Origin of the sequence: Streptomyces sp. NPDC007346, assembly GCF_040703535.1 — a bacterium.
Lineage (GTDB): Bacteria > Actinomycetota > Actinomycetes > Streptomycetales > Streptomycetaceae > Streptomyces.
The window spans coordinates 18,372-32,179 of record NZ_JBEYKR010000039.1 but is presented as its reverse complement, the minus strand read 5'-3'; the positions used below and the strand labels follow the sequence as shown (position 1 = coordinate 32,179).

The following is a 13,808-nucleotide window of genomic DNA, read 5'->3' as shown; positions in this document are numbered from 1 at the left end:
GTGGGTTCAGGCGCTCGCCAGCCAGAGGTCCGGGCCGAACACCTCGTAGTGGATGTCGGCCGGGCGCACCCCCGCGTCCAGCAGGCGGGTGCGGACCGTGCGCATGAAGGGGAGGGGCCCGCACAGGTAGGCGTGGGTGCCCGGCAGCACGGTGACGCCGTTCAGGTCGACGAGCCCGGTGCGGTGGGCCGGGTGGTCGGCCTCCGGGGTCTCGTACCAGAAGTGCGGCTCGGCCTCCGGGAGGTCTTCCGTCAGCCGGACGTGGTGGGTGCGCAGGGCGTGGTCGGCGGGCGAGCGGTCGCCGTGCACGACGGTGACCGGGCGGTCGTGGCCCTGTTCGGCCAGGTACTCCAGCATCGACAGCATGGGCGTGCAGCCGATCCCCGCCGAGGCCAGCAGCAGCGGCGCGTCCAGGTGGTCGAGGACCAGGTCCCCGTAGGGGACGGAGACGCGCAGCCGGTCGCCCGCGCGGGTGTGCTCGTGCAGGTGGCGGGAGACCTCGCCGTCGGGGGTCTCCTCCCCGCGCACCCGCTTGACCGTGATGGAGCGCAGCCGGGAGCCGGGGGAGGAGGAGAGGCTGTACTGGCGTATCTGCCGGGCCCCGTCCGCCAGTTCGACCTGGACGGAGACGTACTGGCCGGGCCGGAAGGCGGGAGCGTCACCGCCGTCCGCCGGGCGCAGGTGGAAGGTGGCGACGTCCTCGGTCTCCTCGATCCGGGCGGCGACCTCCCACTCCCGCCACACATCGCCCGCCACGACGCCCTGCTGGGCGTAGAGCCGCCCCTCGATGGCGATGAGGGCGTTCGCCATCAGCCAGTAGACCTCGTCCCAGGCCGCGGCGACCTCAGGGGTGACCGCGTCACCCAGTACGTCGGCTATCGCGGCGAACAGGTGGGTGTGGACGACCTCGTACTGCTCCGGGGTCACCCCCAGCGAGGCGTGCTTGTGGGCGATGCGGTTCAGCATCACGTCGGGCCGGGTGCCGGGGTGCTCGACCAGCGCGGTCGCGAACGCGGCGATGGAGCCGGCCAGTGCTCTGCGCTGGTCGCCGGAGGCCTGGTTGCCCCGGTTGAACAGGTCGCGCAGCAGTTCGGGGTGGGCATCGAAGAGCTTCTTGTAGAAGAGGTCGGCGATGTCACCGATGGCCGCGCCGACGGCGGGGAGGGTGGCACGGACGGTGGCGGTGGACCGGTCGGAGAGCATGAAGGAGGGGCTCCTCTGTTAATTGGTATTCGGAATGCATATTTTTGGGCGGAGTGTCGCCCACCCGGGGGTCCGGGCGGGCGGCGGGCCGGACCCGGCTCAGTCCGGTGGCGGTCCGCTGCCGATGCCGAGCAGCAGAGGGCCGGTGGGGGAGGCGACGAGATCGGTGACGGTGATCGGGTCGAGCGAGGCGTAGAAGGCGTCCTGGGCCCGCCGTAGGGCGCCGCGCAGCCGGCAGTCGGAGCGCAGCGGGCAGGGGGTGTCGCCCTCGCACTCCACGACGTCGCCCCCGCCCTCCAGCTCCCGTACGAGAGCGCCGATCGAGGCGGTGTGCCCGGCCGTGGTGAGGGTGAGTCCGCCGCCCCGGCCGCGGCGGGCGTCGAGCAGGCCCAGGTGCTGGAGGCGGGCGACGACCTTGGCCGCGTGCGTGTAGGGCACCCGCATGGTGTCCGCCACCTCGCGCGTGGTGGGCGGGTCCGCGCCCTCCGCGACCGCCAGCCGCATGAGCACGCGGAGCGCCACATCGGTGAATCTGGTCAGCCGCATGGCTCGATCCTAGATAATTGGTATCTGCGATGCAACTTTCACGGTCCGCGGGGCGACGAGGGGCAACGTGCCCCACCTGAGGGCTGATTAGTCACACTCTTTTGTGTAATGGCGGGCCGCGTCCTCCTGCTGAAAGGCTTCTCCAGCACGTCAGCCCAAGATCGAAAGGACGTCAGATGTCCGTTGGTGAAGAGGTTCGCGACACGCAGGCGCCGCCGCAGCAGAGTCTGGGGACGGCAGCTGCGCGGAACCTCGCGACGACCACCAAATCCGCGCCGCAGATGCAGGAGATCACCTCACGGTGGCTGCTGAAGATGCTGCCGTGGGTGCAGGTACAGGGCGGTACGTACCGGGTGAACCGTCGGCTCAGCTATTCGGTCGGTGACGGCCGGGTGACGTTCGTCCAGACCGGGGACCGGGTGGCCGTGATCCCCGCCGAGCTGGGGGAACTGCCCGCTCTGCGCAACTTCGAGGACGAGGAGGTCCTCAACGAGCTCGCCCGCAGGTGCGAGCAGCGGGACGTGGCCGCGGGGGAGGTGCTCGCCGCATCGGGGGACGCGGCGGACCGGGTCTTCCTGCTGGCGCACGGCAAGGTCGAGAAGATCGGTGTCGGTCTCTACGGGGACGAGACGGAGCTCGGAGTCCTCGCCGACGGCGCGTACTTCGGCGACCAGAGCCTGGGCGACGGTGACGCCGTCTGGGAGTACACCGCCCGCGCCCTCACGGCGTGCACGCTGCTGACGCTCAGCCGTGCGGACGTGCTCAACCTGGCGGAGCGGGCCGACTCGCTCCGCGCCCACCTCGCCGGTCTCCTCGCGATCCCGCATCAGCGGACCAACCGGTACGGCGAGGCGGAGATCGATCTCTCCGCCGGACACGTCGGCGAGGCCGTGGTCCCGCACACCTTCGTCGACTACGACGCCGCACCCCGCGAGTACGAACTGAGCGTCGCGCAGACGGTGCTCAAGGTGCACAGCAGGGTCGCCGACCTCTACAACCAGCCGATGAACCAGACCGAGCAGCAGTTGCGGCTCACGGTCGAGGCGCTGCGCGAGCGCCAGGAGCACGAGCTCATCAACAACCGCGAGTTCGGCCTCCTCAACAACTGCGACTACAGCCAGCGGCTCCAGCCGCACGACGGGGTGCCCAGCCCCGACGACATGGACGAGCTGCTCTCGCGCCGGCGCGGATCGAAGCTCTTCCTCGCCCACCCGCGCGCCATCGCCGCCTTCGGCCGCGAGTGCAACCGGCGCGGACTGGTCCCGGAGAGCGTGGACATCGGCGGCCACCACGTGCCGGCCTGGCGCGGGGTGCCGATCTTCCCGTCCAACAAGATCCCGGTCACCGACGCCCGCACCACCTCCATCATCTGCATGAGGACCGGTGAGGCCGAACAGGGCGTGATCGGCCTCCAGCAGACCGGCATCCCGGACGAGATCGAGCCGAGCCTCTCGGTCCGCTTCATGGGCATCGACGAGCAGGCGATCATCTCCTACCTCGTGACCGCGTACTACTCCGCCGCCATCCTGGTGCCGGACGCCCTCGGCGTACTGGAGAACGTCGAGGTGAGCCGCTGGCGCTGACCCCGTGTCACCCCCGGGGGGCCGGTCGGCCGACACCGGCCGGCCCCCCGGGGCCCCGCCCCACCGCACCGCCCCCAGGGAGTGACCGTGACCATGACCAGTACGGACGCAGCGACGGAAGGGCACGAGGCCTCGGCGCTGCTGGAACGCACCCGCGCGGTCGTCGACCCGCATCTGCGATCGGCCGTGGAATCGCTGCCCGGTGGCATACGCCGGATCGCGATGTACCACTTCGGCTGGGAGAACGCCGATGGAACCCCCGCCGCCGGACAGGCGGGCAAGGCCATCCGGCCGGCGCTCGTGCTGGCCGCCGCGCGGGCGCTGGGCGGCGATCCGGAACGCGCCGTGCGCGCCGCCGTCGCCGTCGAGCTGGCGCACAACTTCACCCTCCTCCACGACGACGTCATCGACGAGGACACCACCCGCAGACACCGGCCCACCGCCTGGGCCGTCTTCGGTGTCCCGGACGCGATCATCACCGGCGACGCCATGCTGGCCCTCGCCCAGCGGCTGCTGGCCGAGGACGCCCACCCGGCCGCCGCGCGGGCCGCCGCCCGCCTCTCCTCCTGCGTCATCGAGCTGTGCGCGGGCCAGCAGGCCGACTGCGCCTTCGAGGAGCGCGGACCGGACGAGGTCACGCTGGACGAATGCCTGACCATGGCGACCGCCAAGACCGGCGCCCTGCTCGGCTGCGCCTGCGCGCTCGGCGCCCTGTACGCCGGGGCGGAGGACCGGGTGGTCCGCGCCCTGGACGGCTTCGGGCGGGAGGCCGGCCTCTCGTTCCAGCTCATCGACGACCTGATCGGCATCTGGGGCGACCCGGCCCGCACCGGCAAGCCTGTCGGCGCGGACCTGGCCGCCCACAAGAAGTCGCTGCCCGTGGTGGCGGCCCTGACCTCCGGCACTCCGGCCGCCGCCGAGCTCGCCGCCCTCTACCGGGGGCCCATGTCCACCTCCGACGAGGTGGACCGCGCGGCCGACGCCGTGGACCGGGCCGGCGGCCGGGACTGGGCCCAGGTCTGCGCGGCCGACCGGATGGCTCGGGCGGTCCACCACCTCTCCCGGGCGGTCCCCGACCCCGACGCCGCCGGTGATCTGCTGGACCTGGCCGAATTCGTCACCCGCCGCACCAGCTGACCGGGCCGTCCCGGCCGGCTCGGGCCTCCCAACTCTAGTATTCCGGAGGTCTGTCGAGAGTCGAGAGCAGCGGGCGAAGGGGCGGAAGCCGGTCATGGGCATACGGATACAGCAGGCGGGCCGAGGCGACAGGGAACGGGTCGTAGCGGTCCTGGAGGAGGCCTTCCACCACGACCCGGTCAGCAGCTGGGTCTTCCCCGACGAGGCGCACCGGCGGGCGGTCCACGGCACGTTCCTCGGCGTCTTCGTCGACATCACCCTCGCCGAAGGCCGTATCGACGTGGCGGACGACGGTGCGGCGGTGGCCCTGTGGCTGCCGGTGCCCGCCGGTGCGCCGGAGGGGGAGGACCCCACGCCCGCCCTGATGCGGCGGACCGCCGACCCCGACAACGAGCGGTGCGAGCTGGTCGGGAGGCTGACCGGGAAGGTGCACCCGCACGACCGCGCCCACTCCTACCTGCTCATGGTCGGGGTCTCCCCGCACCGCCAGGGCCAGGGCGTCGGGGCCGAGCTCATCCGGGCGGAGCTGGAGCGCTGTGACCGTGACGGCGTACCCGCCTACCTGGAGGCGAGCAGCGCCCGCAGCCGTACGCTCTACGAACGGCTCGGCTTCCGCTTCCTGGGGCGCACGGTCGAGCTGCCGGACGGCCCGTCCATGTGGCCCATGTGGCGTGAGCCGCAAGCGGGTTGACCCGTCGGCGGAGGGGGAGGGCGGCACGGGGCCCGTACCGGGCAGCGGCTACAGTCCCTGCTCATGACAGATGAGTCGTGGGCCGGCTGGTACCGGGACCGGGCCGGTTCCGATGCGGTCGTCCTCACCACGGACGGACAGCAGCTCCGGATCCGGATCAGAGGGGTCGACTTCGAGGGCGAGAGCTTCGACGACCTGGCACCTGTCTCGGGCATGCCTCCGGAGAGCGGGATGTTCGCCCTCGCGGACGGCGCGCTCACCGACTGCGTACTGGAGTGGGACCTCCCGCTGCCCGTCCTCGTCGAAGGCACCCTGCGTCAGGCCACCCTCGCCTGCCTGCTCTCCCTGCGCCGGGTCGACCCGGACCTCTACCTCACCCTCCACCTGGACGGCGCGGCCTACGAATCCGCCCGCGCCGAGCGGGACTTCGCCGCCGCGCTGAGCGCGATACAGCGCATCCTCCCGGACGGCATCCGGCTCCAGACCTGCGTCGCCTGCGCCTTCTCCGACTACTTCCCGGCCCCCGGCCGCGGCCTCTCCGGCGGCCTCGCCTGCTTCCGCGGCGCCAAGGACGCCTACCGGGACGCGGAGGGCGAGGACGCGGTGCTGGACCTGTGGGATCGGCGGACCGGCTTCGTCCAGGAGATCTGGAGCTGCGAGGAGTTCGAGGCGCGCCCGGACCGGGGCGCCGGAACCGGCCACCGGGGGGCCTTCCCCCTGGAACCCCTGGGGTCCCCGGAGCCGGCCGAAGCGGTGGCTCCCGCGGCTCCCGCGGCTCCCGCGGCTCCCGCGGCTCCCGCGGCTCCCGCGGCTCCCGTGGCTCCCGTGGAGCGCTTGGAACCCCTGGGATCCCTCGAACCCGCCGGCCCCTTGGGGCCCCTGGAACCCGCCTGACGTCACACCGCTCCTGACGGACGCCCCCCTCTGCCCCGTACCGCGATTCCGGTACGGGGCAGAGCCGTTCCCGGCCCCGGAGAGCGTGCGGGCCCTGCCGGCGCCACCCCATTGCGATAGCTCTAGTTGTTCTACTAGCATGCGAACAACGGAGGTATTCATGACACGCAAGAACCTTGGCCGTGCCACGCTCGCGGCCCTGCCCTTTGTCCTCGCCCTTCTCATCGACCTGATCCTCTTCATCGCCCTCAAGGACCGCCTTCCCACCCGCCTGGCCAGCCACTTCGACCTCTCCGGAGACGTGAACGGCTACGTCGACCGGAACACCTACGTCCTCCTCACCGCCCCGGTGATGCCCATGCTCGGCGCCATGTGGGCCCTCATGGCGGTCAGCGGGAAGATCTACGGACGCGCTCACCGATGGTTCATCGGTGGCGGCTGGGCCGTCGCGGCCTTCCTCCAGTACGTGCTGGGCGCCGCCCTGATCGTCAACCTGGACGTCCCGGACGGAGGCGCGGTCGACGGCTTCCCGTTCTGGCACCTGGCCGTGGCCTTCGGGGCGGCGGTCCTCGCCGGAGGGGTCGGACTGCTGCTGGCCCGGCTGGTTCCGGCGCCGGAGGACCCCGACGCCGGGAGGAACCCCGACGACCGCGAGCGGATCGTGCTCGCCGAGGGCGAGGTGGCCGGCTGGGCGCGTACCACCGGCGCCTGGTGGCTGCCGCTGAGCGCCGTGGTGGTCGGGGGCCTCGGCCTGGGGCTCGGCTACGGGGTCAGCTGGTTCGTCGGCGCCCCTCTGTTGCTCCTCGCCCTGCTGGTGCTCACCTTCAGCCGGGCCCACGTCACCGTGGACCGGCGCGGCCTCACCGTCTCCGGCCTGCTGCCCTGGCCCCGGGTCCAGGTCCCGTTGGAGCGCATCGAGGCGGCGGACAGCCGGCAGGTCAACGCGGTCGCGGAGTTCGGCGGCTACGGCTACCGCATCCGCCCCCACCGCACCGGCTTCATCGTCCGCTCGGGCGAGGCCATCGTCGCCCGGCAGACGGGCGGACGCGAGTTCGCGGTCACCGTCGAGGACTCCACGACCGGCGCGGCCCTGCTCAACACCCTCGTCGACCGGGACCGGGCGGGGCGCTGACCATGCTCTTCCGGGTCGACCCCACCTCCACCGTGCCGCTCGGCGACCAGATCGCGGCCTCGGTGCGCCGCGCGGTCGCCGACGGCGCGGTGACCCCGGGCGAGCGGCTCCCCGCCGCCCGGGTGCTCGCCGACTCCCTCGGGGTGAACGTCCACACGGTGCTGCGCGGCTACCAGAGGCTGCGCGAGGAGGGGCTGATCGAGCTGCGCCGCGGCCGTGGCGCGGTGGTCACCGAGGGGGCCTCCCCCCGCCGGGCCCATCTGCTGGAGCGGGTCCGCGAGGTGGTCGCGGACGCCCGGGAGCTGGGCATGACGGAGGAGGAGCTGCTGACGCTGGTCCGCGCCGAACTGGGCACCTGAGGCCACCGGCGTACGACGGCGGCCGACGGTGTGCGACGGCGGCCGACGGGGGCCGACGGGGGTACCGGCGTACGGCTGGGGGCACCGGCGTACGACGGGGGCCGAGGCCGATGGAGTCCGGCGGGGACGGCAGAGGCCGGCGGGGCGGATCAAGCGCGGCAGAGACCGGCGGAGCCCGGCAGAGACCGCAGGGGCCGGCGGAAGCCGGTGGCCCGGCCGCACAGAAGGGCCGTTCCGCGTCCGGAACGGCCCTCTGCTCATGCGGGTGAGGCGTCATGCGGGTGAGGCGGTCGTACCGCCCGGGGTCAGGAGGCGGTGCCGGCCAGCGCGGCGGCGAAGCCGTTCTGCCAGAGGTAGTTCACCCGGGCCCGCTCGTTGGCGTCCGGCTGGGCGTTGGTGCACGACGGGCCGGGGCCACCGCCGGACATCAGCTGGCTGCACGGACCGGAGTAGGTGTCCGGCAGGCCGAGCACGTGCCCGGTCTCGTGGGTGGTGACGCGGGTCGAGTTGTACTGCTGGTTCTGCCGGTAGTCCAGGAAGATGAAGCCCCGGCCGTGCCCGTTGGTCGAGGCGTACGAACCGCGCGGGTCGTTGCCCTCGCGGTAGGTGAAGTCGGCGTTGGAGCCTTCCTGGAGCCGGACGTTGGTGACCGAGCTGTTCCAGATCCGGGTGCTGTTGGCTATCTGGGTGCGGAAGCTCGGGGCGGCGGCCGCGCTGTAGGTGACGGTCACGGCCTGGGTGCCCGGGTTGGCGGCCCGCTTCTCGGCGACCGACTTCATGACCGCGTCGAAGAACGCCCGGTTCGCGGCGGCGTTCTCCCCCGACCCGTTGTACGCGGCGATGGTGGCGGGGGTGGAGACGGTCGGGGCAGGAGCGGCGGAGACCGCGGGAGCCGTGCCCAGCGCGGCGACGAGGCCGAGACCGGCGATGGCGGAGGCGATGGCGGTCCTGAGGTGTCTCATGGGGGATTTCTCCTACTGTCCGGTGAACCCGCGCCGTGGGGGTTGTCCGCTGAACGGACGGGGCGCGGGGCGGTACGGGGAGAGTGTGGGGGAGCGGACGGCCGCCGGGGATGATGCCAACCGGGGATAGCGCGGCCCTATCCCCGCGCCGGCCACCCGCCCGGCGGGGGAGCGTCACCCTGTCATCCCTTCATGGCGCCCCGCCCAACACTCCCTGAATTAACGCCCTTTGGTGGGGTTGCGGACGCTGGTGCAGGGGGCGTGACCGGTCGTAGTCTCCGCTCCATGGAGCTTGAGGTGAGGCACCTCAGGGCGCTGTGCGCCATCGCCGACGCGGGCAGTCTGCACCAGGCGGCCCGTCGTCTCGGCGTCAGCCAGCCCTCCCTGACCACCCAGCTGCGGCGGATCGAGAACTCGCTCGGCGCCGAGCTGTTCCGCCGCGAACGCACCGGCTGCCGCCCCACCCCCCTGGGCCGGGCCGTCCTCAGCCGGGCCCGGCCCCTCGTCGACGGGATGAGCGCCCTGGTCGCCCACGCCCTGGCGGAGGCCGACGCCACCCGGTCCCGGGGCCCCCGGCTGCGTATCGGCTCCACCGCGAGCCGGGTCGTCGGGAGCTGGCTGCGCAGGCTGCGGGTCGCCCTGCCCGGTACGGAGATCTCCCTGCGGGTCGACGTCTCGGCCCACGCCCTCCTGCGCTCGGTCGAGGCGGGCCGGCTGGACGTGGCCTTCGTGCACGAGGTGGAGGGGAGCCCGCTGACCCTCCCCGGCGGCCTGGACCACCGCGTACTCGTCGACCGTGAACCGCAGTTCATCTCCCTGTCCCGGGACCATCCGGCCGCCCGCCGCCGCGTCGTGGAGCTGGGGGATCTGGCCGGGGACCGGTGGATGGTCGATCCGACGGTGGACGGCGAGTGGGACGGGGTACGCCGGGTGCTCGGCGCCGCCGGGCTGAACCCGCCGGTCCTGCACGGGGATTACCTCACCGCCGCCTCCCTCGTGGTGCTCGGCGAGGCGGTCGCGCCCTGCCAGCCCACGTCCGGGCCGCGCGACGACATGGCGATCCGCCCGCTGCGGGACGACCCGCTCGCCGTCCGGCTGCTCCTGGCCTCCCGGCCGGAGACGGACATCTCGGTGGCGTACGCGGAGCTGGAGGCGGCCTACCGGGAGGCGGCCCGGCGCTCCAGCGGCTACTACGAGTGGCTGCTGGAGCGCCGCAGCCCGCTGACCCGCACGCTCTGACGGCTTGGCAGCCTGACGGCTGTGACGGCCGTGTCTGACAGCTCTGACTGCTCTGACAGCCTGACGGCCGTGGCAGTCTGACGGCCGTGACGGCCCTGGCAGCTCTGACAGCCGTGGCAGGCAGCCTGACGGCCGTGACGGCCCTGGCCGCTGAGGCCCTCACGTTCCGAGGCCCCGAGAAGTTCCCCGTTCTGCCGGCAGCGTGCGGCGGTTCCCCGGGGCGGCCGGCACGGGCAGGCTCGGACCATGAGACTACTGATGCTGGGCGGTACGGAGTTCGTCGGACGGGCCGTCACCGAGGCCGCCCTGGAGCGGGACTGGCAGGTGACCGTCTTCCACCGCGGCCGCCACGCGCCGCCGCCGGGCGTACGTGTGCTGACGGGCGACCGTACGGGCGGGGGGCAGGGCCTCGGCGCGCTGGCCGCCCACGCGGGCGACTGGGACCTCGTGGTCGACACCTGGAGCGGGGCGCCCACCGCCGTACGGGAGGCGGCCCGCCTCCTGTCGGACCGGGCGGGCCACTACACGTACGTCTCCAGCCGTTCGGTCTACGCCTCCCCGGCGGCCGCCGGACTGGACGAGGACGGGCCGCTGGTGGCCGGCGCCTCGCCCGGGGAGGCGGGGGAGGACGTGCCGTACGACCGGGCCAAGCGCGGCGGCGAGCTGGCGGCCCTCGAAGCCTTCGGCGACCGGGCCCTGCTGGCACGGGCGGGGCTGATCGTCGGCCCCGGGGAGAACATCGGCCGCCTGCCCTGGTGGCTCACGCGGATCGCCCGCGGCGGCCCGGTGATCGCCCCCGGCCCGCCCGCCACGGAGCTCCAGTACGTCGACGTGCGCGACCTGGCGAGCTGGCTCCTGGACGCGGCGGAGGCCGGGCTGCACGGCCCGTACAACACGGTCAGCCGCCCCGGCCACACCACCATGGGCGCACTGCTCGACGCCTGTGTCCGGGCCACCGGCTCCGGCGCCGAGCTGCGCTGGACGGATCCGGACACCCTGCTGGCCGCCGGGGTCGAGCCGTGGACCGGGCTGCCGGTCTGGCTGCCGCGGGGCGAGCTGTACGACGCGGTGCACCGGGGCGGCCACGCCAAGGCCGAGGCCGCGGGGCTGCGCTGCCGCCCGGTCGGCGAGACCGTCGCCGACACGTGGTCCTGGCTGTGCGAGCGCGGCGGTACCGCGCCCCAGCGGCCGGACCGGCCGGCCGTCGGCCTCGATCCCCGGCTGGAGGAGCAGCTGCTGACGCTCTGAAACCTCCTGACGGGTCGACACCCTCCTATAGGCCGACGCATAGGGGTAAATCCGGCGTGTCATAAGAAATGCCTAGCATTAAAGATGCATATTGCGCGGCATGGAACAACAGGCGCGTAGGCGCGGCAACGCAATCCGGGCAGCAGTGACAGTGGCGACGGCCGCGGCGATGGTGGGCATGCTGGCCCCGGCCGTTGTCGCCGATCCGTTGCCGGGAGGGCTCGGCCCCTGCCTCGGCAGCGGGTGCCCCTCCGTGTGGAACGACCCGAACAACGGGCCGGTCCCCGGTTTCGACGAGAACATCAACATCTACGTGGGCGGGGACTTCCTGGTCAGGGAGGCCGCCGCCGAGGCCGAGGGGAAGATCGTCACCCTCGGCCGGTTCGACATGGACAAGCGGCCCGAGGCCTCGCAGATCTACAACGTCGGTGTGGCGGGCGTCGGTTCGCGGGTTCCGCCGCCGGACGGTTCCGACTACCTGTCGGTGGGCGGCGACGTCGTCATCGCCCCCGGCGAGCGCCTCCTCGCGGAGGAGGGCGAACACTCGGGCCGGGTCGCCTACGCGGGGAGTCTCACCGGCACGGTGAACCCGCTGACGGCCCCCCGCCCCGATCCGGAGGCCGTCACCCCGTTCGCGGGCCTGCGCCCGCAGCTCACCGAGGCCAGCCAGTGCTACGCGTACGAGGGGGACGAGCACCGCGCGACGACCGGCGGCTGGGAGAGGGTCGGTGACACGTTCACCTTCACCGGGGACGGCACCTCGGCGATCCAGATCTTCGACGTGGACGCGGACCTGGTCTCCTCGACGGGCGGCAACGCGGGCTTCACCTTCAACGGCATCCCCGACGGGGCGACCGTCCTGGTCAATGTGTACGGGGACGCCCGCACGGTCGCCACGTTCATGGGCACCCTCCCCAACCCCGGGCTCCGCGAGCATCTGCTGTGGAACTTCCCGGACGCGACGGACCTGACGCTGACCGGCCCGGCCCAGTTCCAGGGCAGCGTGCTGGTCGGGCAGCCCGCCAGCACGACCACGCTGACCATGAGCGGCACCAACGGCCGTTTCTATACGGCGGGTTCACTGACCCACACCTCGTCGGGCCCTTCGGGCGGCCAGGAGATCCACGCGTACCCGTTCGACGGCGACCTCCCGACCTGCGGCCCGGACCCGACGCCGACGCCTACGGATCCGACGCCGACTCCCACGGATCCGACGCCGACCCCGACCGACCCCACTCCCACCCCGACGGATCCGACGCCGACCCCGACCGACCCCACTCCCACCCCGACGGATCCGACGCCGACTCCCACCGACCCGACGCCGACTCCCACCGACCCGACCCCGACCCCGACTGACCCGACCCCGACCCCGACTGACCCCACTCCCACCCCCACTGACCCGACGCCGGGCCCGACTGAGCCCACGCCGGGCCCGACCGAGCCCACACCGGGCCCGACCGACCCCACACCGGGCCCGACCGACCCCACACCGGGCCCGACCGACCCCACGCCTGGCCCCACCGACAAGCCGACGGGGAAGCCGACCCCCTCGCCGTCCCACCCGGGTGAACTGCCCGACACCGGATCGCAGGGCGGCGAATGGATCATCGGCTCCATCGCGGCAGCGCTGGTGGCCGCCGGTGGAACGGTTCTCGTGGCCACACGCAAGGCACGCCGCCGCACCTACTAGCAGCGCCCGCCGGCGTGGTTCGATGACCGGACCGCTGCCGCACCTCACCGAAGCGCCCCTGGGGGAGGCGGCCCGCGGAAGGAGGACGTACGAGACGTCCACCCGCGGCCGCGTCCCCCAGGGGCGGGAGGAGGGCTTGGAGTTCCCGCACCTGTACGGAACGCTCCCGGTGGGGGCGGTCGTCGAGGTGCGGCCCTGGTACGGAGCACGACGAGAGGAAGACGGACCCCAGTGAACGGACACCTCATCGCGGTGACCGGAGCGAGCGGAGCGGTCGGCGGCCGGGTCGCCGAGCGGCTCGCCCGTGCCGGCGCCCCCGTACGGCTCCTCGGCCGCGACCCGGCGCGCCTGCCCGACCTGCCCGGCGCCGACCGGGCGCCCGCCGCCCCCTACGGGGACGGGGAGGCGATGCGCCGGGCCCTCGGCGGGGCGCACACCCTGTTCCTGGTCTCCGCGCACGAGAGCCCCGACCGGGTGCGCGAGCACATCACGGCGGTGGACGCGGCGGTGGCGGCGGGGGTGGAGCGGATCGTGTACGTGTCCTTCCAGGGCGCGGTGCCCGACGCCACGTTCACCTTCGCCCGCGACCACTGGCACACCGAGGCGCACATCCGCACGGCCGACGTGCGCCACACGTTCCTGCGGGACAACTGGTACCTGGCGGGGCTGCCCGCGATGACCGGCGCGGACGGGGTGCTGCGGGGCCCCGGCGGTGACGGCAGGGTCGCCGCCGTCGCCCACGAGGACATCGCGGACGCCGCGGTCTCCGTGCTGCTGGACGAGTCGGGCGCCCGCGACGGCCGGGGCTACGACCTCACCGGCCCCGAGGCGTTCACGCTCGCCGAGGCCGCCGAGGAGCTGAGCCGGGTCACCGGACGGTCCATCCACTACGTCCCCGAGACCGTCGAGGAGGCCTACGCCTCCCGGGCGGGACACGGGGCCGAGGAGTGGGAGGTGGCCGGCTGGGTCACCTCGTACGAGGCGATCGCCAAGGGCGAACTGGCCGCGGTCTCGGACGCGGTGCCCACGCTCACCGGCCACCCGGCCAAGAGCTTCGCGGAGTACCTCGCGGAGAACCGGGGCAGCTACCGCCACCTGCTGCCCGGCGTCTGAGCCGTACGCGG

13 protein-coding genes and 1 pseudogene are annotated in these 13,808 nt (G+C 73.3%); 11 read left to right on the top strand and 3 right to left on the bottom strand.

Annotated features, from left to right (window positions below; all coding sequences use genetic code 11):
• Positions 1-6 precede the first annotated feature (6 nt).
• A complete protein-coding gene (locus AB0917_RS13285; RefSeq protein ID WP_366819619.1) occupies positions 7-1,203 on the bottom strand; it encodes a globin domain-containing protein in 1,197 nt (398 codons plus the stop codon).
• 99 nt (positions 1,204-1,302) lie between these two features.
• The gene (locus AB0917_RS13280) at positions 1,303-1,749 is read right to left on the bottom strand and encodes an Rrf2 family transcriptional regulator (protein ID WP_366819618.1); all 447 of its coding nucleotides are present in this window, start codon (positions 1,747-1,749) and stop codon (positions 1,303-1,305) included.
• A 176-nt stretch (positions 1,750-1,925) separates the two neighbouring features.
• On the opposite strand from AB0917_RS13280, the gene AB0917_RS13275 reads away from it, so the two are divergent.
• The 6 genes and pseudogenes from AB0917_RS13275 (at position 1,926) to AB0917_RS13250 (ending at position 7,545) form a co-directional block, all read left to right on the top strand.
• Positions 1,926-3,332 carry a family 2B encapsulin nanocompartment shell protein gene (locus tag AB0917_RS13275; protein ID WP_366819617.1) on the top strand — a complete coding sequence of 469 codons (1,407 nt, stop codon included), beginning with the start codon at positions 1,926-1,928 and terminating at the stop codon, positions 3,330-3,332.
• A 93-nt stretch (positions 3,333-3,425) separates the two neighbouring features.
• Positions 3,426-4,469, top strand: a complete 1,044-nt coding sequence (locus AB0917_RS13270) for a family 2 encapsulin nanocompartment cargo protein polyprenyl transferase (RefSeq protein WP_366819616.1) — start codon at positions 3,426-3,428, stop codon at positions 4,467-4,469.
• A gap of 94 nt (positions 4,470-4,563) precedes the next feature.
• Entirely contained in the window at positions 4,564-5,160 is a 597-nt protein-coding gene (locus AB0917_RS13265; protein ID WP_366819615.1) for a GNAT family N-acetyltransferase, read from the top strand.
• A gap of 63 nt (positions 5,161-5,223) precedes the next feature.
• Positions 5,224-5,883: pseudogene (locus tag AB0917_RS13260) on the top strand (DUF6304 family protein); the annotation flags it as partial.
• A gap of 331 nt (positions 5,884-6,214) precedes the next feature.
• Positions 6,215-7,186, top strand: coding sequence for a DUF1648 domain-containing protein (locus AB0917_RS13255; RefSeq protein ID WP_366819613.1), 972 nt, complete (start codon positions 6,215-6,217; stop codon positions 7,184-7,186).
• A gap of 2 nt (positions 7,187-7,188) precedes the next feature.
• Positions 7,189-7,545, top strand: coding sequence for a GntR family transcriptional regulator (locus AB0917_RS13250; protein ID WP_366819612.1), 357 nt, complete (start codon positions 7,189-7,191; stop codon positions 7,543-7,545).
• Positions 7,546-7,850: 305 nt separating this feature from the next.
• On the opposite strand, the gene snpA is transcribed toward AB0917_RS13250, so the two are convergent.
• Entirely contained in the window at positions 7,851-8,507 is a 657-nt protein-coding gene (snpA, locus tag AB0917_RS13245) for a snapalysin (protein ID WP_366819611.1), read from the bottom strand.
• Positions 8,508-8,792: 285 nt separating this feature from the next.
• On the opposite strand from snpA, the gene AB0917_RS13240 reads away from it, so the two are divergent.
• From AB0917_RS13240 to AB0917_RS13220, 5 genes are all read left to right on the top strand, one after another.
• Entirely contained in the window at positions 8,793-9,746 is a 954-nt protein-coding gene (locus tag AB0917_RS13240; protein WP_366819610.1) for a LysR family transcriptional regulator, read from the top strand.
• A gap of 246 nt (positions 9,747-9,992) precedes the next feature.
• Positions 9,993-10,994 (top strand): NAD-dependent epimerase/dehydratase family protein, encoded by a 1,002-nt coding sequence (locus tag AB0917_RS13235; RefSeq protein WP_366819609.1) that lies wholly within the window; start codon positions 9,993-9,995, stop codon positions 10,992-10,994.
• Positions 10,995-11,139: 145 nt separating this feature from the next.
• Positions 11,140-12,684, top strand: a complete 1,545-nt coding sequence (locus tag AB0917_RS13230; protein WP_366819607.1) for a choice-of-anchor A family protein — start codon at positions 11,140-11,142, stop codon at positions 12,682-12,684.
• 22 nt (positions 12,685-12,706) lie between these two features.
• Positions 12,707-12,919, top strand: a complete 213-nt coding sequence (locus AB0917_RS13225) for a hypothetical protein (RefSeq protein ID WP_366819606.1) — start codon at positions 12,707-12,709, stop codon at positions 12,917-12,919.
• Positions 12,916-13,797: an NAD(P)H-binding protein gene (locus AB0917_RS13220; protein ID WP_366819605.1), complete on the top strand. Its 882-nt coding sequence runs from the start codon at positions 12,916-12,918 to the stop codon at positions 13,795-13,797. The genes AB0917_RS13225 and AB0917_RS13220 overlap by 4 nt, the downstream gene beginning before the upstream one ends.
• Positions 13,798-13,808: the final 11 nt, after the last annotated feature.